This is a genomic window from Gordonia amicalis, from assembly GCF_022059885.1.
Lineage (GTDB): Bacteria > Actinomycetota > Actinomycetes > Mycobacteriales > Mycobacteriaceae > Gordonia > Gordonia amicalis.
On sequence record NZ_CP091855.1, the window covers coordinates 889,019 to 910,740 of the forward strand.

17 protein-coding genes, 2 tRNA genes and 1 pseudogene are annotated in these 21,722 nt (G+C 67.1%); 8 read left to right on the forward strand and 12 right to left on the reverse strand.

What is annotated here, in order from left to right; translation table 11 throughout:
• Positions 1-383: 383 nt before the first annotated feature.
• Positions 384-623, forward strand: a complete 240-nt coding sequence (locus IHQ52_RS04075) for a DUF4190 domain-containing protein (protein WP_096272625.1) — start codon at positions 384-386, stop codon at positions 621-623.
• A gap of 295 nt (positions 624-918) precedes the next feature.
• Entirely contained in the window at positions 919-6,402 is a 5,484-nt protein-coding gene (locus IHQ52_RS04080) for an ATP-binding protein (protein ID WP_238064130.1), read from the forward strand.
• A 185-nt stretch (positions 6,403-6,587) separates the two neighbouring features.
• Here IHQ52_RS04080 and IHQ52_RS04085 read toward each other — a convergent pair.
• The 3 genes and pseudogenes from IHQ52_RS04085 to rpmB all read right to left on the reverse strand — a co-directional run.
• Positions 6,588-6,689: pseudogene (locus tag IHQ52_RS04085) on the reverse strand (30S ribosomal protein S14); the annotation flags it as partial.
• Positions 6,685-6,849 (reverse strand): 50S ribosomal protein L33, encoded by a 165-nt coding sequence (gene rpmG, locus IHQ52_RS04090; RefSeq protein ID WP_024497920.1) that lies wholly within the window; start codon positions 6,847-6,849, stop codon positions 6,685-6,687. The pseudogene IHQ52_RS04085 and the gene rpmG, both read right to left, overlap by 5 nt.
• Positions 6,849-7,085: a 50S ribosomal protein L28 gene (rpmB, locus tag IHQ52_RS04095; RefSeq protein WP_191834624.1), complete on the reverse strand. Its 237-nt coding sequence runs from the start codon at positions 7,083-7,085 to the stop codon at positions 6,849-6,851. The genes rpmG and rpmB overlap by 1 nt, the downstream gene beginning before the upstream one ends.
• A gap of 130 nt (positions 7,086-7,215) precedes the next feature.
• Between rpmB and mrf the strand changes: the two genes are divergently transcribed.
• The 5 genes from mrf to IHQ52_RS04120 are packed head-to-tail and all read left to right on the forward strand — an operon-like array spanning position 7,216 to position 10,554.
• Positions 7,216-8,532, forward strand: coding sequence for a ribosome hibernation factor-recruiting GTPase MRF (gene mrf, locus IHQ52_RS04100; RefSeq protein ID WP_191834958.1), 1,317 nt, complete (start codon positions 7,216-7,218; stop codon positions 8,530-8,532).
• On the forward strand, positions 8,516-8,695 hold the full coding sequence (locus tag IHQ52_RS04105) for a 50S ribosomal protein L31 (protein ID WP_081712389.1): 180 nt from the start codon (positions 8,516-8,518) through the stop codon (positions 8,693-8,695). Before mrf ends, IHQ52_RS04105 begins: the two co-directional genes overlap by 17 nt.
• A 31-nt stretch (positions 8,696-8,726) precedes the next feature.
• On the forward strand, positions 8,727-8,975 hold the full coding sequence (locus tag IHQ52_RS04110; RefSeq protein WP_024497922.1) for a hypothetical protein: 249 nt from the start codon (positions 8,727-8,729) through the stop codon (positions 8,973-8,975).
• Complete coding sequence (locus IHQ52_RS04115; protein WP_024497923.1) at positions 8,965-9,798, forward strand: SDR family NAD(P)-dependent oxidoreductase; 834 nt, start codon at positions 8,965-8,967, stop codon at positions 9,796-9,798. Before IHQ52_RS04110 ends, IHQ52_RS04115 begins: the two co-directional genes overlap by 11 nt.
• A gap of 36 nt (positions 9,799-9,834) precedes the next feature.
• On the forward strand, positions 9,835-10,554 hold the full coding sequence (locus tag IHQ52_RS04120; RefSeq protein ID WP_024497924.1) for a type 1 glutamine amidotransferase domain-containing protein: 720 nt from the start codon (positions 9,835-9,837) through the stop codon (positions 10,552-10,554).
• 6 nt (positions 10,555-10,560) lie between these two features.
• On the opposite strand, the gene IHQ52_RS04125 is transcribed toward IHQ52_RS04120, so the two are convergent.
• Positions 10,561-11,130, reverse strand: a complete 570-nt coding sequence (locus tag IHQ52_RS04125; RefSeq protein WP_024497925.1) for a TetR/AcrR family transcriptional regulator — start codon at positions 11,128-11,130, stop codon at positions 10,561-10,563.
• A gap of 75 nt (positions 11,131-11,205) precedes the next feature.
• Between IHQ52_RS04125 and IHQ52_RS04130 the strand changes: the two genes are divergently transcribed.
• Entirely contained in the window at positions 11,206-11,772 is a 567-nt protein-coding gene (locus IHQ52_RS04130; protein WP_024497926.1) for a dihydrofolate reductase family protein, read from the forward strand.
• Between the two features lie 74 nt (positions 11,773-11,846).
• Here IHQ52_RS04130 and IHQ52_RS04135 read toward each other — a convergent pair.
• From IHQ52_RS04135 to dnaN, 8 genes are all read right to left on the reverse strand, one after another.
• Positions 11,847-11,922 (reverse strand) — tRNA-Ala (locus tag IHQ52_RS04135).
• 61 nt (positions 11,923-11,983) lie between these two features.
• Positions 11,984-12,057: transfer RNA gene (locus IHQ52_RS04140), tRNA-Ile, on the reverse strand.
• A gap of 67 nt (positions 12,058-12,124) precedes the next feature.
• Positions 12,125-13,030, reverse strand: a complete 906-nt coding sequence (locus tag IHQ52_RS04145) for a DUF3566 domain-containing protein (RefSeq protein WP_024497927.1) — start codon at positions 13,028-13,030, stop codon at positions 12,125-12,127.
• Between the two features lie 103 nt (positions 13,031-13,133).
• On the reverse strand, positions 13,134-15,623 hold the full coding sequence (gene gyrA / locus IHQ52_RS04150) for a DNA gyrase subunit A (RefSeq protein ID WP_024497928.1): 2,490 nt from the start codon (positions 15,621-15,623) through the stop codon (positions 13,134-13,136).
• Positions 15,624-15,667: 44 nt separating this feature from the next.
• The gene (gene gyrB, locus IHQ52_RS04155; RefSeq protein ID WP_024497929.1) at positions 15,668-17,734 is read right to left on the reverse strand and encodes a DNA topoisomerase (ATP-hydrolyzing) subunit B; all 2,067 of its coding nucleotides are present in this window, start codon (positions 17,732-17,734) and stop codon (positions 15,668-15,670) included.
• A 344-nt stretch (positions 17,735-18,078) separates the two neighbouring features.
• Positions 18,079-18,666 (reverse strand): DUF721 family protein, encoded by a 588-nt coding sequence (locus IHQ52_RS04160; RefSeq protein WP_006437503.1) that lies wholly within the window; start codon positions 18,664-18,666, stop codon positions 18,079-18,081.
• Positions 18,659-19,873: a DNA replication/repair protein RecF gene (gene recF, locus IHQ52_RS04165; RefSeq protein ID WP_024497930.1), complete on the reverse strand. Its 1,215-nt coding sequence runs from the start codon at positions 19,871-19,873 to the stop codon at positions 18,659-18,661. The genes IHQ52_RS04160 and recF overlap by 8 nt, the downstream gene beginning before the upstream one ends.
• A 37-nt stretch (positions 19,874-19,910) precedes the next feature.
• Entirely contained in the window at positions 19,911-21,080 is a 1,170-nt protein-coding gene (gene dnaN / locus IHQ52_RS04170) for a DNA polymerase III subunit beta (RefSeq protein ID WP_006437505.1), read from the reverse strand.
• Between the last annotated feature and the right edge of the window lie 642 nt (positions 21,081-21,722).

Consider the following 21,722-nt stretch of genomic DNA (forward strand, 5'->3'; position numbering starts at 1 on the left):
CGTACACGACCGGGCCCCGTCCGCGGCCGGTTCCGGGTGATCCGCAGGGCAATCCCCGTCCGATGCCCCCTGGCGCCCGGCCCCCGGCCGGACACCACCCGCCGCCCGGAGCCCCCCTCCAGTCGCCCATTCCTGGTGCGCCGCAAGGTAATTCGTCGCAAGTTGATCCCTCGCAACGCACCGGTGCACCACGTCCGGACGCGCTCGGTGCCCGTCCGGGACCGCCACTGTCTCGTCCGGAACTGTCTCGTCCGGAACCGTCTCGTCCGCGCCCGGAGCTCGACGGCGAGACGTCCGACTCAGACGACCGCACGGTCTTCGCGCCGGTCTCCCAGGCCTACTCAGCAAACAATCCAGCACTCGAGGACGATCCGGAGGACAACGTGGCTCCCCAGTCCGGCCCACGCCTCAATCGCACGGCCGTGTGGGCCCTGGTCCTCTCCGGGCTGGGCATCACCTTCGTGATCGGTCTCGTACTCGGCTACCGCGCGCGGGCCCAGATCCGTCGCACCCGGGAGGCCGGACTGCCGTTCGCGAACGTCGCGATCTGGTTGGGCTGGGCCTACCTCGGCGTGCTGGTGTTCGGGTTGCTCGTCTACGGCTGGATCCTGTTCGTCGCCTGATGCGATTCTGCGCGGCTCTATGACATCGGTCTCAGCGGAAACGGGCGAATCGCCTTCCTCGAGATCGCGGATCGGCACCGAATTGTGCGCCGTTTCGGTAGGAAGATCTGATAGCGGAAAAGAGGCTCCATCCAGCGTGTTCCCGGTCACGGCGAGCCGCGGGGTCGCGCCGAGGAGATTCCGGCGCGCGTGAACGTACTCGCGCGTAATGGCTTCGGTCCGCAACTATCGATCTGTTGAACCACCTCGCGTGTGCCGAAAACACCCTCGGCACGACGAACCGAAGGAGTCGGTGATGTTCTCCCGAATCGCCATCGTCAACCGTGGCGAGGCCGCAATGCGCCTCATCCACGCCGTCCGTGGCCTGTCCGCCGAGACCGGGCAGCCGATCGAGGTCATCGCGCTGCACACCGATGTCGACGCCGCCGCCACCTTCGTGCGCGAAGCCGACATCGCCTACGACCTCGGTCCCGCCGCGTCGCGCCCGTACCTCAACATGAAGGTGCTCGAGCGCGCCCTGCTGGAGACCGGCGCCGACGCGGCGTGGGTCGGCTGGGGCTTCGTCGCCGAGGACCCGGTGTTCGCCGAACTCTGTGAGCGGATCGGCGTCACCTTCGTCGGTCCGTCGCCCGACGCGATGCGCAAGCTGGGCGACAAGATCGGCGCGAAGCTGATCGCCGAGGAAGTCGGTGTGCCGGTCGCACCGTGGAGCCGCGGTGCCGTCGACTCCATCGACGAGGCCCTGACCGCGGCCGCCGACATCGGCTACCCGCTGATGCTGAAGGCCACCGCCGGCGGCGGCGGGCGCGGCATCCGCGTCATCAACAACGACGACGAGTTGCGCGACGCCTACGAGCGCACCCGCGACGAGGCCGCCCGCGCCTTCGGCAGTGGCGTCGTCTTCCTGGAGCGTCTGGTCACCGGTGCGCGCCACGTCGAGGTCCAGGTCATCGCCGACGGTCAGGGCACCGCGTGGGCGCTCGGCGTCCGCGACTGCTCGGTCCAGCGTCGTAACCAGAAGGTCGTCGAGGAATCGGCATCGCCCGTCCTCTCCGAGGACCAGGTCGCCGAGCTCAAGGCCTCCGCCGAGCGGCTCGCCGTCGCCGTCGGCTACCGCGGCGCCGCCACCGTCGAGTTCCTGTACCACCCCGGCGAGAAGCTCTTCGCCTTCCTCGAGGTCAACACCCGACTCCAGGTCGAGCACCCGATCACCGAGATCACCAACGGCTTCGACCTCGTCCGTGCCCAGCTGCACGTCGCGTCCGGCGGCAAGCTCGACGGCGAACCGCCGCGCGAGCGCGGACACGCCATCGAGGCGCGCCTCAACGCCGAGGATCCCGACCGCGACTTCGCACCGGCCCCCGGTCGCATCAACCTCCTCGAACTGCCGGCCGGCCCGGGTATCCGCGTCGACACCGGCGTGAGCGAGGGCGACACCATCCCGGCCGACTTCGACTCGATGATCGCCAAGATCATCGCCTACGGACGTGACCGCGACGAGGCGCTCGGCCGCCTGCGCCGGGCGATGCGCGAGACCCGCGTGATCATCGCCGGTGGCGCCACCAACAAGTCCTTCGTGCTCGAGCTGCTCGACCAGCCCGAGGTGATCGACGGCAGCGCCGACACCGGCTGGATCGACCGCGTCCGCGCCGAGGGCCGCCTGGTCGCGAACCAGCATTCGGCGATCGCACTGATCGCCGCCGCGATCGACGCCTACGAGGAGCAGGAGCAGGTCGAACAGCAGCGTCTGATGTCGACCGCCTCGGGCGGCCGTCCGCAGGTCCAGCACGACAGCGGTCGTCCGCTCGACCTCAAGCTGCGCGGCGCCACCTACCGGGTCCGCGTCGCGCGGATCGGCGCGCATCGCTTCCGTGTGAGCATCGAGGCAGGTACCGACACCCGCACCGTCGACGTCGAGCTCGAGCGCTTCGACGACCATGCCGCCCAGCTCGTGGTCAACCGTGAACGGTTCCGGCTCGTCACCGACACCCACGGTCCCGTCCACCTCGTCGACGTCGACGGGATCACCCACCGCGTCAGCCGCGACGAGGGCGGCATCGTCCGCTCGCCGGCACCCGCGCTGGTCGTCGCCACTCCGCTGCAGGTCGGCGACGAGGTCGAGGCCGGCGCCCCGGTGCTGGTCCTGGAGGCCATGAAGATGGAGACCGTGTTGCGCGCTCCGGTCCGCTCACGTCTCAAGGAATGTGCGGTGTCCGTGGGCGCACAGGTGGAGACCGGAGCGACGCTGCTGCGGCTCGAACCGCTCGCCGACGAGGACGAAGAAGCTCCGGAGGAAGTCGCGGGCGTCGACATCGAGCTGCCCGTCGAACCCGAGGTCGAGGCCGACGAGCGCACCACCCGTACGCAGGAGGACCTGCGCGCCCAGCTCCTCGGCTACGACGTCGACCCGCACGACCGAACCCGTCTCCTCGACGAGTACCTCGCGGTGCGGCGCGCCGCGATGGCCAGCGGTCGGCGGCCGCTCGCCGACGAGCTCGAACTCATCACCGTGTTCGCCGACATCGCCGAGCTGAGCCAGAACCGGCCGTCCAGCGACGAGCTCGGTGTCGAGCACGTCCACAGTGCGCGCGAGAACTTCCACACGTACCTGCAGAGCCTCGACGTGGAGCGGGACGGCCTGCGCGCCGCCTTCCACGATCAGCTCAGCCGGGCGCTGCGGCACTACGGGGTCACCGAGCTCGACCGGACCCCGGAGCTCGAGGCCGCGGTCTTCCGCATCTTCCTGGCGCTGCAGAACCCGACCGGGTCCGTCACCGTCATCAGCACCCTGCTGCGTGAGTGGCTGCAGGAGCCGACGCCCCGCGACGAGCTGCGCGACGACGTGGGCCCCGCCCTCGACCGCCTGATCGCCGCGACCCAGATGCGCTACCCCGCGATCGCCGACCTCGCCCGTGGCGTCGTCTACGCGTGGTACGGCCAGCCGCTGCTGCTCCGCGATCGTGCCCGCGTCTACAGCAACGTGCGCAAGCAACTCCGCTACCTCGACGAGAACCCGAACGCCGCGGACCGCGACGAGCGCATCGACAACATGGTGCGCAGCACCGAGCCGCTGGTCCGTCTCCTCGGCCAGCGCATCGAGCGGGGTAGCACCGACAACCGGGTGATGCTCGAGGTCCTGACCCGCCGCTACTACGGCAACAAGGGGCTCTCGGACATCCGCAACCACGAGGCCGGTGGCACGACCTTCGTCGTCGCCGACCGCGAGGGCGGCAGCCTGATGTCCGCGGCCGTCGGTTTCGCGGCGCTGCCGTCGGTGCTGGAGGGTCTCGGCAAACTCGCCCGGGGCGCGGCTGCGGTCGACTCGGACATCTATCTCAGCTGGGAGCAGCAGCCGAACGACTTCGACGTGCTGGCCGAGACGCTGCACGAGATCGTCTCCAACGCCTCACTCCCCCCGCAGGTCCACCGCGTCACGATCACCGTGGCCGGCAGCGGCGATGCGCGGATGCACCACCACGTCACCTTCCGGCCGTCCGCGACCGGCATGGCGGAGGAACGACTCATCCGCGGTCTGCACCCGCACATCGCGCAGCGGATGCGGATGGAGCGCCTCCGCAAGTTCGACCTCACCCGGCTCTCCTCGGCCGACGACGAAGAGGTGTACCTCTTCCGTTGTGTCGCAAGGGAGAACCCGTCCGACGAACGGCTCATCGCGTTCGCTCAGGTGCGTGACCTCACCGCGGTCCGCGAACCCGGCGGACGTCTGCTGACGCTGCCCACCGCGGAGGCGACGCTCGCCTCGTGTGCGGACTCGATCCGCCGCGCCCAGCGCGGAGCGGCCCGTCCGTCGAGCACCAACCGCATCGTCCTCTACGTGTGGCCGCCCATCGACGACGACGCGTCGATCCTCGACATGATCGCCGGTCACATCCGCGGTGTCACACAGGGAATCGGCCTCGAAGAGGTCCAGGTGATCGCTCGTCGACGCAATCCCGAGACCAGGGATCTCACCAAGGTGTCGATTCACTTCTCGCTCACCGCGACCGGCGAATTCGACGTCAAGGTCGGGGAACCGTCCGAGACCCCGATCGAGCCCGTCGACGAGTACCGGCAGAAGGTCAAGCGCGCCGCGGCACGCAACACCGTCTATCCGTACGAGTTGGCCGAGATCCTCGGTGCATTCACCGAATACGACCTCGACGCCGAGCATCGTCTCGTCCCGGTCGACCGACCCAAGGGCCGCAACACCGCGGCGATGGTCGCCGGTCTGGTCACCACCCCGACCGAGAAGTTCCCCGAGGGCGTCACCCGCGTGGTCCTGCTCGGCGATCCCACCAAATCGCTTGGTGCGCTGTCGGAACCGGAGTGCAGCCGGGTCATCGCCGCACTCGATCTCGCCGAACAGATGCAGGTGCCGCTCGAGTGGTACGCGCTGTCCTCGGGCGCCCGGATCTCGATGGACTCCGGCACCGAGAACATGGACTGGGTCGCCCGCGCGCTGAAGCGTGTCGTCGAGTACACCCAGGCGGGTGGCGAGATCAACATCGTCGTGGCGGGCATCAATGTCGGTGCGCAGCCGTACTGGAACGCCGAGGCGACGATGCTCATGCACACCAAGGGCATCCTGGTCATGACCCCGGATTCGGCGATGGTCCTCACCGGCAAGCAGTCGCTGGACTTCTCCGGCGGTGTCTCGGCCGAGGACAACTTCGGCATCGGTGGTTACGACCGCGTGATGGGCCCGAACGGCCAGGCGCAGTACTGGGCACCGAATCTCGGTGCGGCACGCGATGTCCTGATGTCCCACTACGAGCACACCTACGTGCTTCCGGGCGAGCGCACCCCGCGTCGTGCGATCACGACCGATCCGTCAGACCGGGACGTCTCCGATTACCCGCACGTGCTCGCCGGCAGCGACTTCACCACGGTGGGTCAGGTCTTCTCGCGGGAACACAACCCGGATCGCAAGAAGCCCTTCGACATCCGCACCGTGATGCGCGCCGTCGCCGACCAGGATCACGTCGTCCTCGAACGCTGGGCCGGCATGGCCGACGCCGAGACGGCCGTCGTGTGTGACGTCCACCTGGGCGGCATCCCGGTGTGCATGCTGGGCATCGAGTCGCGTGAGGTCGCGCGTCGTGGCTACAAGCCGACCGACGGACCCGACACGTACACCGCGGGCACGCTGTTCCCGCAGTCGTCGAAGAAGGCGGCCCGCGCGATCAACGTGGCCAGCGGCAACCGTCCGCTCGTCGTTCTCGCGAACCTGTCGGGCTTCGACGGTTCGCCGGAGTCGATGCGCAAACTGCAGCTCGAGTACGGCGCCGAGATCGGCCGAGCGATCGTCAACTTCCGCGGCCCGATCGTGTTCTGCGTGATCTCGCGCTATCACGGCGGTGCGTTCGTGGTGTTCTCGAAGGCGTTGAACCCGAACATGACCGTGCTGGCCATCGACGGTTCGTTCGCGTCCGTGCTCGGCGGTGCGCCCGCGGCCGCGGTCGTGTTCGCCGGTGAGGTCGCCAAGCGCGTCGCCGCCGATCCTCGCGTCCGCGAGCTCGAGGCGACCGTCGCCGAGTCGTCCGGTACCGATCGCTCGAGCCTTAACGCGGAACTCGCCGACATCCGGCAGTCCGTTCGTGCCGAGAAGATCAGCGAGATCGCCGCCGAGTTCGACAAGGTGCACAGCATCCAGCGGGCCGTCGAGGTCGGTTCGGTCGACGCGGTCATCGGTGCCGAGGAGCTGCGTCCGCGGATCATCGGGGCGATCGAGAACTCCCCGGCGTGGGGCAAGACGGACTCGCATGCCGTGAGTTCCTGACCCTCTGAGTCCTGAACTCTCAGCACAATCGCCACCTCCGGCGGACTCGCCATCAGTAGACGGCGAACCGCCCGGGGGTGGCGATTGTCGTATGTGGGCGTGTGATCAGTTGGTTCTTCTTGCGGGCGGGACGTTCGTCCTCCCGGCGTGTTCTGCGTGCCATGGATGTCTCCTGAGGTCGTGGTTCACCAGCTGGACTTGTGGATACCGGGCAACTCTCCGCGATGAGCGAGTTCGCGGAACCGCACACGGGAGAGACCGGCTCCGATGTATCCGCGCGTTCTACCGGTCCTCCTGGAAATCGACGTGGGCGCGGGCGATCGGGTCGTACTTGCGGAGCACCAAGCGGTCCGGGTCGTTGCGGCGGTTCTTCCGGGTCACGTAGGTGTATCCGGTACCGGCCGTGGACCGGAGCTTGACGATGGGCCGGATCTCGTTGCGCGCCATCAGATCTTCTCTCCTCGAGCGCGCATCGTGCGCAACACGGACTCGATGCCGTACCTGTCGATGGTCGAGATCCCCTTCGTACTCACCCGGAGGGTGATGTACCGGCCCTCGCTGGGGACGAAGTACCGCTTGCGCTGGATGTTCGGGTCCCAGCAACGCGACGTACGTCGATGGGAGTGCGAGACCTGTTTGCCGAAGCCCGGTTCACGGCCGGTGACCTGGCACCGTCGAGACATGACGTCCTCCTTATTGACAATGATTGGCATTAGTGTCGCGGCCACGGTACCGTCGACCTCACGTAAATGGAAATGATTCTCAATAGCCAGGAGTGTTGCCGTGTTCGAGCCCGACGCCGCCGACGGTCAGATGCGCCACCTGCCGGCCGACATCCGGACGCCAGTCGTCCTGGTGACCGGCCTCGACCGGCCCGTCCTCTCGCGGATCGGCGACGCGCTGGAGGCCGACGCCGGAACGGTGCAGGTCCATCACGATCTGCGACACGTCGGCGAGGGCCGGGTGGTGCGAACACTGAGCTGGCGGGAGGCCGATGGTCGGCGGCGCGACGGGGTCACCGTGATCGAACTCGCCCACGGCTGTGTGTCGTGCACGCTGCGGGAGGACCTGCTTCCCCTGCTTCGGCGTCTTCATCGGCGATCGTCGGTGCGGCGCATCGTGCTCACGCTCGACCCGATTCTGGAGCCCGAACGGGTGGCCTGGTCCATCGAGCACGTCATCGTCGACGGCATGTCCGGCATCCCGGCGGCACCGGCAGCACTGGACGTACGGGGCGATTCCACGATCACCGCTGTGGCAGAACAGGATTGGCTGGATTCCGCGACGGGCGACCGCATCCTCGGCGAGGTATTGCCCGTCCCGCCCGACGACGAGCGCACACTGGCACAGGTCGCGGTCGGTCAAGTCGCCTTCGCGGACGCCCTCGTCGTCGCCGGAACGGATCCCAGCACTCGGGACGCCTGGGAATCCGCTCGTCTCATGGCCGTCCTCAAGCGGCTGGCACCGCAGGCGCCGATGATGTTCGAGCTGCCGGAACGCCCGGTCAGTCCCCTGCTGATGGAGCAGCTGGTCACCGCGATCCCGCGATCCTCGCGCCGGGGGCGCATCGACGGACCACACGACCCGCTCCTCGCCGATCAGCCCTCCCTCGACCCTGATTGCGGTGTCACCTGGATGGAGTTCACCGCCGACCGGCCACTCCATCCCGGTCGCCTGCACGACGCGATCGATTCCCTTCTCGACGGCGTGGTCTGCGCCCGTGGGCGGCTGTGGCTCGCCACGCAATCCGGCGAGGCGTTGTGGCTGGAGTCGGCCGGCGGCGGTCTGCGCGTCGCACCCGGAGGACGCTGGCTGGCCGAGATGGACGACGACGAACTCACGCAGGTCACACCTGAGCGGCGCGCACTCGGCGCGCTGCGCTGGGACGACGACCACGGCGATCGCCATTCGTCGTTGGTCGTGCTCGTCCACCGCGGCGTCCCGGACGACATCGCCGATGCATTACGCAACGCCTGCGTGAACGACGTCGAATTCGCTGCCGGACAGGAGTTCTGGTCAACGTTCGACGATCCTTTCGGACGGTTCCACGCAGACCCCTGCGACGACGTCGACGACATCGTTGTCCCGATGGCCGACAGTCCCATGACCGGGGATCCATCCGACAACTGACCCGGCGACCACGACCACGTGGAGCGACGGAAATGTGTACCCGCTCATCGTCATCGACGTCACCAGCGACTCGCACCCCTTCTACACCGGGTGTCCACCATCCCCGACGTCGCGGGGGCGGGCCGAGAAGTTCCGGCGCCGGTATCCACATCTGGACCGGTGACGTATCGCCGATCCTCAGGCATGGTGGAGAGATGGCGGACAACGAGCAGCCCGACTGGACGACCACCGAAGCCGACCTGAAGGCCGACCCCGACATGCCCGAGCAGCCCGGCGAACGAGACGGCCCGGGGTCGGTGTTCCCCTCGGCCGACGACACCCCGATCGGTGAGACCAAGCGCATCGCGGAGGAGAAGGCCACCTACGACGCGGCGCCAGCCGATGCCGATTCGAGCAGGGATCATGCGGTCGGCGGATCGGAGGGGACTGCCGATGGCCAGTGAACGACGCACCATCGTGCTGACAGGTGCCAGCGACGGGATCGGTGCCGTCGCGGCCCGCGCGCTGGCCGGGCCCTCGACGAATCTGGTGATCGTCGGACGGTCCCCACGGAAACTCGCGCCGATCGCCGCCGAAACCGGTGCGACTCCGTTCACCGCCGACTTCGCCGATCTCTCCGAGGTGCGTGAGCTGGCCACTCAGATCGTCGGCACCGTCGACTCCATCGACGTCCTGATGAACAACGCCGGTGGGACGTTCTCGCCGTCGATGCGGACCGCAGACGGACACGAGCCGAACTTCCAGATCAATCACCTCGCGCCGTTCCTGCTGACCAATCTGCTGCGCGACCGACTGGCCGCCGGCGGTCCGTCGCTGGTCCTGAACACCTCGAGCGTCGGCAATCTCGCCGGGAGTGTGGATCTCGACGACCTGGACTTCGAGCGACGCAGGGCATTCGGCGGACGAACCTACGGCACCGCGAAGCTGATGAACATCCTGTTCACCCGCGGCATCGCGCAGCGCTGGACAGATGACAAGATCTATTCCGCCGCAGTGCATCCCGGTCCGGCGGCGACCAGTTTCGGTCGGGACTCGCGACTCGTCGGCCTGGCCTACCGATCCCCGCTTGCCAAGCTGGTGACCATCACACCGGAGCAGGGCGCCGCACCACTCATCGCACTCGCCGAGCGCGGCGCGGATCCGTCGGTCAACGGCGTCTATTTCAGCCGCCACAAGCCGAACGGACGCGAGAACCGTCAGGCACACGACCAGAGGCTCATCGACGGCCTGTGGGAGAAGTCGGCGGAACTGACCGGGCTCACCTGACCCGCTGACGGGTCATCCCAACCGAAGGAGAGCAAGATGACACACAACATTCTCTTCGTCATGACCGGCGCCGATGCGTGGACGCTGAACGACGGATCGAGTCACAAGACCGGATTCTGGGCCGAGGAGGCGGCGGCGCCCCTCGAGGTCTTCCGCAAGGCCGGCTACTCGGTGACCGTCGCAACGCCGGGCGGCGTGCGTCCACCGGTCGACGAGGGCAGCCTCAGTCCCGACGCGGTCGGCTCCGCGGAACGCGCCGACGAGATCCGGAATGTGGTCGAGACCGCGCCCGAACTCCAAAAACCCATCGCGCTGTCCGACGTGAAGATCGCCGATTACGACGCCGTATTCGTGCCCGGCGGCCACGGACCGATGGAGGATCTCGCAGTGGACGCCGATGCCGGCGCGCTCCTCATCGCCGCCGACCAGGCCAAGAAGACGATCGGCATCGTCTGTCACGGACCCGCGGTCCTGCTGGCCGCGAAGGGCGAGGACGGCGCGAACGTCTTCTCCGGCCGCACCGTCACATGCTTCGGCAATGCCGAGGAGCAGCAGGCCGGGTTGGCCGACAAGGCACCCTGGCTGCTCGAGGACCGGCTCACGCACGAGGGCTTCAAGGTCACCCTCGGACTGCCGTGGACCGTGCACACCCAGGCCGACGGCAACCTGCTCACCGGGCAGAACCCGGCGTCGTCGGAGAAGCTGGCGCACGAGGTCGTGCAGCGGGTGAAAAAGATGGCGGAGGAGTCGGCGTAGCGCCGGTCAGGCCGGTAACAGCCCCGTGACGAGCGCATCGACGATGTCGTCGATGCGCTCGTCGGGCAAGAGCGGTCCGGTGAGCTGATCGAGGATCAGCCCGTCCACCGCGTAGTGAAAGAGCGCGATCTCCCGCGCCGATCCGGGCAGGCCGGCCTGCTCGTTGAAGGCCACGTCACCGGCGAACCCGGTATGACGCCACGTGCCGATGATCTCGGCGACCTCGGGTCGTCGGATGCCCTCGAGCCGTAGTTCGATCAGCGCGATCGTCACGTCGCGATTGGCAAGAAGCCGTTCGACGATGTTGCGCAGATACTCGGCGAAGAGCTTCTGACTCGGCGGCCGGCCGGCGCGCTCGGCAATGAATTCGTCACTGGGCGCGAGACGCTCACCGATGCGCTCGACCAGCCCGTGGAGGAGCGCTGCCCGGTTCCGGAAGTAGTTCGTCGTCGTGCCCTGCGGAACGCCCGCCTCCCGATCCACTGCACGGTGCGTGAGTCCCCGTGCGCCCGCTGTCGCGAGCACCGTCAGTCCGGCGTCGGCGAGTGCGCGGCGTCGTTCGTCGTTTCGGGCCATGGCAAAAACGATAGCGCGAACCACTACAGCTGTTGTACATTCCTAACCACTACATCTGAAGTGATTGGAGTGAGCATGCGAGAACTCGTGTACTACGTGGCGGTGAGCCTCGACGGGTACATCGCGGGACCGGACGGACAGTTCGACGCCTTCCTCGTCGAGGGCGACCACATGACCGGCATCAACGAGCGCTTCCCCGACACGATCCCCACCGACTACGCATCAGCCCTCGGCATCGACCAGAGCGGCGGTGGCTTCGACACCGTCCTCATGGGAGCCAACACCTACGCCGTCGGACTGCCGGAAGCTCCGAGTCCGTACCGGCACCTCGACCAGTACGTGTTCACCCATCACCCGATGCAACCGGTCGACGGGGTGACATTCACGGACCGGGATCCCGTCGAGCTGGTGCGGGAACTCAAGCCCCGGGAGGGCAAGGACATCTGGTTGTGCGGCGGCGGATCCCTGGCGACGCAGTTGGCCGCCGAGATCGACCGACTGGTGCTCAAGCAGCAACCGCTGCTGTTCGGCAACGGCACCCCGTTGTTCGCGCCGGGGTCGTATGCGCCGGGTCGGTTCGAACGGGTCAGCAGCCGGGAGTTCGAGACCGGGGTGACGTTCACGGAGTACGTCCGCGCGTGACCCGCTCACATTCTCCGTGTGCGCGAAACCAAAACGCACCACCGGGGTCCGGTGGTGCGTTGCGGTTCTTTCAGTGGTGGAGCCTAGGAGATTCGAACTCCTGACATCTGCCTTGCAAAGGCAGCGCTCTACCAACTGAGCTAAGGCCCCGTGCCGACCGAGAACAGGTCGACGGGTGCGAATCGGAAGTCCGAAAACTTCGGTGTCGCAGTGGGCCTAGGAGGACTTGAACCTCCGACCTCTTCGTTATCAGCGAAGCGCTCTAACCGCCTGAGCTATAGGCCCTTGAACCGAGAAGTGAGGTTACCCGACGGATCCCCGACCAGCCAAAACGGCTGGTCAGGGGCTCGACTCAGTCGAGGTCCGCGAGGGTCACCTCGGCGCCGCCGACGAGGTCGGCACAGATGTTGTAGATGTAGCTGCCGACCGTCGCGATGGCTGTCAGCAGGATGGCGTTGATGGCCCCCAGCAGGGCCGCCACGCCGAAAACGGTGCCGGCTCCGATGACATCCCCGGCGGAGCTCGATTCGTCCGCCACGAGCGTTCCGAAGCTGTTGTTGACCTGATCCCAGATACCCATGCCGTCGAAGATCAGGTACAGCACGGCGATGGCGATCATCCAGATGAAGAACCCGACGAACGACAGCACCGCGGCGATCTTGAAGGTCGCCCACGGATCGATCCGGCGCAGTTGCACCGCCGCGCGCAGAGCCGTGCCGGCTCCGACCTGACGCGGAGCCGACCGCGGAGGAACCTTCGCCGGCGCAACGGCCGGCGGCGCCTCCGGCGGACGCTTCAGATCGGCCGTGTGGTGGATCTGATCGAGATCGGGCAGATCCTGTCCGGGCAGGTTCTCCCGGTCGATCGTGCTCGTCGGCGACTCGACGAAACCGGGCTCGTCGGTCGCGACGGCCGAACCCGGTCGCCGTGGACTGTCGAGCTTGGTGACGGGAGCCTGCTGGCCGCTCATGCTGGCGGCGGCGGTGCCGCTGTTGGTCACGATGCCGCGCGGCGGCGGGCCGCCACGGTGATCCTGCGGCGGGCCGCTTCGATTCTCCTGCGGCCGGCCGTCGCGATTGTCCTGTGCGTTCGGGCGCGAGTCGTCCTCACGCCCGAACGCCTCGGTCGGCGCGGAGCCCGACGAATCCTCGACCGGTCCACGCTGCCACGGCGGCACCAGCCCACCGGTCGGTGTGCCCGAACCGGGACCGGACGGGCGCCCGTTCTTTTCCTGGTTCGGCTCGTTCGGTGTGCTCACAGGCAATCCCTCACTCTGGCGTCACTGCCGATGGACATCGACGCGTCGGGTCACTTTCTACCGTCACCGACTGGTCGGCTGCACGTGTTCTCAACCCTAACGCCTACTCCGAGGCGTCCGTCTCCTCCGGCTCGTCGGCGTTGCGGGCGATCGCGATGACGGTGGTGCCCTCGTCGAGGTTCATCAGACGCACACCCTTGGTCTGGCGTCCCGCCTTGCGGACCTGCTTCGCCGCGGTGCGGATGACACCGCCGCCCGAGGTGATCGCGTACAGCTCCGAGTCGTCGTCGACGATGAGCGCGCCGATGAGTTCACCGCGCCGACGGTCGTGGGCGATGGTGAGCACACCCTTGCCGCCACGGCCCTGGACGGGGTAGTCGTCCATACCGGTGCGCTTGGCGTAACCACCCGACGTCGCGACGAGCAGGTAGGTGTCCTCGCGAACCACGTTGAGCGACAACAGGGTGTCGTCGGCGTTGAACCGCATGCCCTGGACACCCGACGTCTGCCGGCCCATCGGACGCAAGGCCTCGTCGTCGGCGTGGAAGCGGATCGACTGACCCTTCTGCGACACGAGCAGCAGATCGTCGTCGGCACTGCACAGCTGGGCGCCGACCAGTTCGTCCTCACCGCGCAGGTTGATCGCGGCGATGCCGCCGGAGCGGTTGGAGTCGAAGTCGACGAGCTTGGACTTCTTCACCAGACCGTTGCGGGTGGCGAGCACCAGGTACGGCGCGTCCTCGTAGGTCTTGAGCTGGATGACCTGCGCGATGCGTTCCTCCGGCTGGAAGGCCAGCAGGTTGGCGACGTGCTGGCCGCGTGCGGTGCGGTTGGCCTCGGGCAGCTCGTAGGCCTTCGCCCGATAGACCCGGCCCTTGGTGGTGAAGAACAGGATCCAGTCGTGTGTCGAGCACACGAAGAAGTGCTTGACGATGTCGTCCTGCTTGAGACCCGCGCCCTGGACGCCCTTGCCGCCGCGACGCTGGCTGCGGTAGAGGTCGGTCTTGGTGCGCTTGGCGTAGCCGGTCTCGGTGATCGTGACGACGACGTCCTCGCGCGCGATCAGATCCTCGTCGCTGACATCACCGTCGGCGGCGATGATCTTGGTGCGGCGCTCGTCGCCGTACTTCTCCACGACCTCCTTGAGCTCGTCACGCACGATGGCGCGCTGACGCTCCGGCTTGTCGAGGATGTCCTTGTAATCGGCGATCTCGAGCTCGATCTCGGCGAGTTCGTCGACGATCTTCTGACGTTCCAACGCCGACAGGCGACGCAGCTGCATCGCCAGGATGGCGTCGGCCTGGATCTCGTCGATGTCGAGCAGCTCGATGAGGCCGGTGCGCGCGGTGTCGGTGTTGGCCGACCGGCGGATCAAGGCGATCACTTCGTCAAGCGCGTCAAGGGCTTTCACCAGACCGCGCAGGATGTGTGCGCGTTCCTCGGCCTTGCGCAACCGGTACCGCGTGCGCCGTACTATGACGTCGATCTGGTGCGCCACGTAGTAGCGGATCATCTGGTCGAGACGAAGGGTGCGCGGCACCCCGTCGACGATGGACAGCATGTTGGCGCCGAAGCTGGTCTGCAGCTGGCTGTGCTTGTACAGGTTGTTCAGCACGACCTTGGCCACCGCGTCACGACGCAGCGTGACCACGATGCGCATGCCGACGCGGTCCGAGGACTGGTCCTCGATCCGGCTGATGCCCTTGAGCTTTCCTTCGTTGACCTGCTCGGCGATCGACTGGATGAGGTTGTCCGGGTTGACCTGGTAGGGCAACTCGGTGACCACCAGCGTGGTGGTGCCCTTGTTCTCCTCGATGTCGACGACGCTGCGCATGCGGATGCTGCCGCGACCGGTGGTGTAGGCGTCCTTGATCCCCTGGCTGCCGACAATCAGTCCGGCCGTGGGGAAATCGGGTCCCTTGATGCATTCCATGCAGGCGGCGAGGGTGGTCTCGTCGTCGGCGTCGTGGTTCTCCAGGGCCCAGAACACCGCGTCGGCAACCTCATTGAGGTTGTGCGGCGGCATGTTGGTGGCCATACCGACGGCGATACCGCCGGATCCATTGATCAGCAGGTTGGGGATCCGCGCGGGCAGGACCGTCGGCTCATTGGTCTTGCCGTCATAGTTCGGCGTGAAATCGACTGTCTCCTCGCCGATGTCACGCAGCATCTCCATGGCGAGCGGGGTCAGGCGGGCCTCGGTGTAACGCATGGCGGCCGCGCCGTCGTTGCCGCGGGAACCGAAGTTGCCCTGTCCGTCGATGAGCGGATAACGCATCGACCACGGCTGGGCGAGACGCACCAGGGCGTCATAGATCGCCGTGTCGCCGTGGGGATGGTAGTTACCCATCGTCTCCGCAACGGGTTTCGCCGACTTCACGTAGCTGCGGTCGGGTCGGAAACCGGCATCGAAGGATGCGTACAGAAGTCGGCGATGCACCGGCTTCAGGCCGTCGCGCACCTCGGGGAGCGCGCGGCCCACGATCACGCTCATCGCGTAATCGATGTAGCTCTTCTGCATCTCCTGGCCGAGATCGACAGGTTCGATGCGGTCGCCTTCACCGCCGGCGGGCGGCAGGGTGGTGTCAGTCATTGTGGTTTCTTTCTCCGATCACTGCGAACTCAATCGATCCGTGATCAGACATCAAGGAAACGAACGTCTTTCGCGTTACGGGCGATGAAGCTTCGACGTGCGGCGACGTCCTCACCCATGAGGATGGAGAACAGTTCGTCGGCGGCAGCGGCGTCGTCGAGCGTCACCTGGCGGAGGACGCGCACCGCCGGATCCATGGTGGTCTCCCACAGTTCCTTGGCATTCATCTCGCCGAGACCCTTGTAGCGCTGGATGCCGTCGTCGCTGTTGATCTTCTTTCCGGCCGCACGGCCCGCCTCGAGCAGGCCGTCGCGCTCGCGATCGGAGTAGGCGAACTCCGGAGCCGACTTCTGCCACTTGAGCTTGTACAGCGGCGGCTGCGCCAGGAACACGTGACCGTGCTCGATGAGCGGACGCATGAAACGGAACAGCAGCGTCAGCAGCAGCGTCGAGATGTGCTGGCCGTCCACGTCGGCGTCGGCCATCAGCACGATCTTGTGATAGCGCAGCTTGGAGATGTCGAATTCGTCGTGGATGCCGGTGCCGAAGGCGGTGATGATCGACTGGACCTCGGCGTTCTTGAGGACGCGATCGATACGGGCCTTCTCGACGTTGATGATCTTGCCGCGCAGCGGGAGGATCGCCTGGTACATCGAATCGCGACCGGACTTGGCGCTACCGCCGGCCGAGTCGCCCTCCACGATGTAGACCTCGCACTTGGTCGGGTCGTTGCTGCGGCAGTCGGCGAGCTTGCCGGGGAGGCCGCCGATGTCGGTTGCGGTCTTGCGGCGCACCATCTCTCGTGCACGACGCGCCGCCATGCGGGCCTGTGCGGAGTCGGCGGCCTTCTTGATGATGATCTTGGCCTCGGCGGGATTCGCCTCGAACCAGTGACCCAGGTGCTCGTTGCAGGTGCGCTGGACGAAGCCCTTGATCTCGGTGTTGCCGAGCTTGGTCTTCGTCTGGCCCTCGAACTGCGGATCGGCGACCTTCACCGAGATCACCGCGGCGAGACCCTCGCGGATGTCGTCGCCGGTGAGCTTGCCGTCCTTCTCCTTGATCAGCTTCTTCTCGAGCGCGTACTTGTTGACCGTGCTGGTCAGCGCCGCACGGAAGCCCTCTTCGTGGGTGCCGCCCTCATGGGTGTTGATCGTGTTGGCGAAGGTGTGCACCGACTCCGAGTAACCGGCGTTCCACTGCATCGCGATCTCGACCTCGTGCCCCTCGCCCTTGGCGTTGAACCCGATGACGGTGGTGTGGATCGACTGCTTGGTGCGGTTGAGGTGCTTGATGTAGTCGACGAGCCCGTCCGGGTAGTGGTACGTGCGCGTCTTCGGCTTCGCCGCGGCCGCGGCCTTCTCGGTCTCGGTCTTGACCGTCTCGGCGACCTCGGTGGTCGGGGCGGCCTCGTCGTCGCCGTTGGCATCGCCCGGCGCCTCGACGGCCTGGGGTCGCTGGTCGGTCAGCGTGATGGTCAGACCCTTGTTGAGGAAGGCCATCTCCTGCAGACGCCGCGCCACGGTCTCGGCGTTGAACCGGGTGGTCTCGGTGAAGATCTCCGGGTCCGGCCAGAACCGCACCGTCGTACCGGTCTTACGGGTGGCGTCGCCCTTCTCCAGGGGACCCGGCTTGGCGTAGGAGTAGGTCTGCTCCCAGTTGAAGCCGTCGTTCGCGATCTCGAGCTCGACCTTGGTCGACAGCGCGTTGACCACCGAGATGCCGACGCCGTGCAGACCACCGGACACCGCGTAGGCATCGGAGTCGAACTTGCCGCCGGCGTGCAGCTGGGTCATGACGACCTCGACGGTGGGAACGCCGGTCCGGTGCATGCCGGTCGGGATGCCACGACCGTCGTCGACGACCTGGACGCCGCCGTCCTCGAGGAGCGTGACGTCGACGCGGCTTGCGAAGCCGGCCATCGCCTCGTCGACCGAGTTGTCGACGACCTCCCAGATCAGATGGTGCAGGCCGCGTTCACCGGTGGAACCGATGTACATGCCGGGCCGTTTGCGGACGGCTTCCAAACCTTCGAGGATGTTGATCGAGTCGGCGCCGTACTCTGACGGCTTCTTCTTGCTCTTCTTGGGTCCGGTGTCGTTGGTGTCGGCCACGAGGTGCGTCCGCTCCTGTTCTGCTCATCGGCGGATCCCAGGTACCCGGTATCCGTCGTCGATCTACTCGACCAGGGGGCGGGCAGGGCGATGCGCACACAGGAATGCCCGGGACTTCCCGGGTTGCCTGAAGGCGACGGTCGATCTGCCGTTTGTGGTCCCCTGTCGGGACAACTCCTCACAGTGTACTGCCTGACTTGCCCAGGAACGTGCATCCGGGGCCGCTAACAGGCCCTCAGATCGATTATTTTGGACAGAGCCCGGTTCGATCGTGGCCTGGGGAGGAAAATCGGCTCACGGGGCGCATCGACTAGTAATGTGCGGTCGAGTCTGCTAGGCCCGGCTCACCCGTAGGTGTCACGGGGGCCCCTCCCCCGCACATGTCGCTCGCCTTTTCGCCACGACGGCCCCTTGGGCCCGCTGATGCGCAGGGACTTCACCACGCCGTCGCCGACCGCCGCCGCGATCTTCGCCAGGATCTGCGACTGCACGTACCGCAGCTGCGTCGCCCACGCGGTGGACTCGGCCTGCACGTGAAGTACGTTGTCCCGCAATTCAATCGGCTTCGCATGTGCGGCGATGTCGGCGCCCACGATCGTATCCCACATCCCGAACAGGGTGCCCTCGCCGATCTTCTCCTGCCAGCCGCGGTCCTTGGCCAGGCCGCCGACGAGACGACCGAACGGCTGGGGATCCCGCGCGTCCGGCCCCGACCCCGACCATCGCTTACGGCTCTGCGCACCCCTGGGTGTCCGGCGGACCGGAGACGCTCGACCGCGTCCCACCGACTTCCCGGCCGCGCGCGCCGCGGCGCGCGCCTCCTCGAGGGCCTTGCGGGCACGTTCGTATCCGCCGAGTTCGCCCGGCTCGATCGGCCGGTTCGACGGCTCCCCCGCCGCGTCGGGACGCGACCCGTGTGTTTCGTCACTCATCGGAGACCCCACTCACCGGTTCCTCGACCCGCTCGGTCACCGCATCCGTGTCGTCCCCGACGATCGTGGAGCGACGACCGTCCTCGTCGTCGAGGACGTCGACGAAGATGCGGCGACCACCGATCTCGGTCGGGATGTCATCGGCGACGGCGGCGGTGATCAGCAACTGCTCCGCGCCGGCGGTGAACTCCACGAGCTTCTCCCGACGCTTCACGTCGAGTTCGGCGAAGACGTCGTCGAGCATGATGACCGGCTCGATGCCCTCGGCGCGCGTCAACTCGACGGATCCGAGCCGCAACGCCAGCGCCAACGACCACGATTCACCGTGGGAGGCAAAGCCTTTCGCCACATCAGCGCCGAGGACGATGTCGATGTCGTCGCGGTGTGGTCCAACCAGGCACATACCTCGCTCGATCTCTTTGTCGCGCAGTTCGCCCAGTCGCGCGGCGAGGACCTCACTGATCGACTCGGCCGTGGCGGTGTCGAACTCGACCCCGCCGGCAGGCCGGTAGCGCAGCGTCGCCGGCCGTGAATGCGGCGCGATCGAGGCGTAGGACCGGGTGAAATGAGGTTCCAGTTCGGCCAGGACCTGCAACCGTGCGGCGGTCACCTGACCGCCGAGATCCGCGAGCTGGCCGTCCCAGACATCGAGGGTGCTGATGACCGAGTCGGCCTGGTCCCCGCCTCGACGCAGGGCCGCGGCCGCCGTCTTGAGCAGTGCCGACCGCTGTCGCAGCACCCGGTCGTAGTCGGCACGCGCGGCCACCCAGCGGGGACCGCGCTGCGCCACGAGTTCGTCGATGAAGCGTCGACGATCGCTCGGATCCCCACGGACCAGCGACAGATCTTCCGGGGCGAACAGCACGGTGCGCAGGATCCCGAGCAGATCGCGGGAGCGACGGGCCGGACTGCGGTTGATCGACGCCTTGTTGGCGCCTTCGGCGTTGATGCGCAGCTCCACCGTCAGTTCCCGGCCGTCGTTCTCGACGGTGGCGGTGACCAGAGCCGACGCGGATCCGGAGTGCACCAGCGGGGCGTCGGAACTCACCCGATGGGACCGCAGGGTCGCCAGGTAGAACAACGCCTCGAGCAGGTTGGTCTTGCCGAAGCCGTTCCGGCCGGTGAAGACCGTCGGGCCGGGCCGCAGATCGAGGTCCACAGCCCGCCACGAGCGGAAATCCCTCAGGTGCAGCTCACGAACGAACACTGTCGGTTGCGGTGATCGGCTGGGTGCGTGGTGCGGGTCAGCCCGGCAGGCGGACCGGCATCAGCAGGTAGCTGAACGCGCTCTCGGGGGCCACGAAGGCGCCGGATTCGTCGGCGACCGGATCCTCGCCGCTGGCCGGGCGCAGAACCGCCGGACGGCTCGGGGTGGTGAAACCGAAGTCGACGCTGTCGGCGTTGATCGCCGACAGCCCGTCCTGCAGGTAACCCGGGTTGAACGCAATGGTCAGCGGCTCGCCGCGGAACGACACCGGCAACTCTTCCTCGGCCTTGCCCGCTTCGTCGCCACCGGCGGTGAGCAGCACGGATCCCTCGGTGAACTCCATCCGGACCTGGGCGCCCCGCTCGGCGACCAACGCGACACGGCGGATCGCCTCGATCAGCGGAGCGCTGTCGATGGTCGCCACCGCGGTGTGGCTGGCGGGCAGCAGCTGACGGAACTTCGGGAACTCTGCGTCGAGCAGACGCGTGGTGGTCTTCTTGGTCTCGCCCAGAATGCCCAGGATGCCGTCGGATCCGATGGCGGCACCGGCGCCGAAAGCCAGCGAGACCACGCCGGTACCCTCCGCGCCGGCGGTCTTGGCACTCTCCGAAAGCGTCTTGGCCGGGACGAGAACCGCGCCCTTGGTATCGGGGTCCGAAGGCTCCCACTGCAATTCGCGCACCGCGAGGCGGAAACGGTCGGTGGCCGCGAGGACCACTGAGTTGCCCTCGATCTCCACTCGCACGCCGGTCAGCATCGGCAGGGTGTCGTCCTTGCCGGCCGCGACGGCCACCTGGGAGATCGCCTCGGCGAACAGCTGCGACGGGATGGTGCCGGTGATCGACGGGACGTCGGGCAGCTGCGGGTAGTCCTCGACCGGCATCGTCGGCAGGGAGAACTTGGCGCTACCGCAGGTGATCGCGACGCGGGAACCGTCGAGGGTCACGTCGACGGGCTTGTTGGGCAGCGCCTTGGTGATGTCGGCCAGCAGACGACCGGACACCAGCACCTGGCCGGGCTCGGCGACCTCGGCGCCCAGGTTCTCCTGGGCCGAGACCTCGTAGTCGAATCCGGAGACGGTCAGACCGGTCTCGCCGACGTTGAGCACCACGCAACCCAGGACCGGTACCGGCGGACGAGAGGGCAGGCTTCGAGCGACCCAGGCGACGGAATCAGCGAACTCGTCACGTGCGACACGGAACTTCATGCTGGGAGGTTGCCCTTCTCTCTCGTGCGGATCGTCGGCATGCCGAAGCCGAAACGGCGGCATGGTCGATCACGTCCCACTTCCGGGAATCCCACTGTAGAACGCCACCGCCGATGCCGGGATGGTTGGGGCCAAGTCAGTCCGTCCGCGACGGCGGGGGCGCTCGGCCCGCGGATGGGTGTTGTGCACAGCCCTTCTTACAAAAGATTTCTCTTTAGAGAGGGATCCATCTCAGTAATAGGAACTGTGGAATCTGTGGACAACCGTGCCATCGGGCCAGTCGGACGGGGTACGCGGGTGTGTATGACCGGTGGACTGTCGTTGAGCCGAATCCCAAGAGTTTGTGGAGAAAACTTGTTGTTCGCGCGGCGTCCACCGACAGTGCACAAGTCTGCCCCTGTTATCCCAAGCCGGTGCACAGCCTTCGGACGCCGAAATCTGTCGTTCGTGATGGCCTGTCGAGTGCGGGAGGACACAGAAACTACGACGCGCGAGTCTCGACCCGGGGAGCAGAGTTGGGGTTCCGAGCGGCCGGGGGTGACCTCGATACGCAGCCGGCGACAGATCCCTCGCGGGCAGTCCTCGGCATGTGCCGACAGACGACACGCGCCTCCCGGGCCCGAGGGCACGAGAGGCGCGTGG

What these genes read in the sequence shown, in the direction of transcription:
- IHQ52_RS04115 (WP_024497923.1), top strand. Translation starts at nt 8,965, where the DNA reads ATGGCCAGTGAACGACGCACCATCGTGCTGACAGGTGCCAGCGACGGG.
- IHQ52_RS04130 (WP_024497926.1), top strand. Translation starts at nt 11,206, where the DNA reads ATGCGAGAACTCGTGTACTACGTGGCGGTGAGCCTCGACGGGTACATC.
- rpmB (WP_191834624.1), bottom strand. Translation starts at nt 7,085, where the DNA reads ATGTCTCGACGGTGCCAGGTCACCGGCCGTGAACCGGGCTTCGGCAAA.
- IHQ52_RS04110 (WP_024497922.1), top strand. Translation starts at nt 8,727, where the DNA reads ATGGCGGACAACGAGCAGCCCGACTGGACGACCACCGAAGCCGACCTG.
- IHQ52_RS04125 (WP_024497925.1), bottom strand. Translation starts at nt 11,130, where the DNA reads ATGGCCCGAAACGACGAACGACGCCGCGCACTCGCCGACGCCGGACTG.
- IHQ52_RS04120 (WP_024497924.1), top strand. Translation starts at nt 9,835, where the DNA reads ATGACACACAACATTCTCTTCGTCATGACCGGCGCCGATGCGTGGACG.
- mrf (WP_191834958.1), top strand. Translation starts at nt 7,216, where the DNA reads ATGCGCCACCTGCCGGCCGACATCCGGACGCCAGTCGTCCTGGTGACC.
- dnaN (WP_006437505.1), bottom strand. Translation starts at nt 21,080, where the DNA reads ATGAAGTTCCGTGTCGCACGTGACGAGTTCGCTGATTCCGTCGCCTGG.
- rpmG (WP_024497920.1), bottom strand. Translation starts at nt 6,849, where the DNA reads ATGGCGCGCAACGAGATCCGGCCCATCGTCAAGCTCCGGTCCACGGCC.
- IHQ52_RS04160 (WP_006437503.1), bottom strand. Translation starts at nt 18,666, where the DNA reads ATGAGTGACGAAACACACGGGTCGCGTCCCGACGCGGCGGGGGAGCCG.
- IHQ52_RS04080 (WP_238064130.1), top strand. Translation starts at nt 919, where the DNA reads ATGTTCTCCCGAATCGCCATCGTCAACCGTGGCGAGGCCGCAATGCGC.
- gyrA (WP_024497928.1), bottom strand. Translation starts at nt 15,623, where the DNA reads ATGACTGACACCACCCTGCCGCCCGCCGGCGGTGAAGGCGACCGCATC.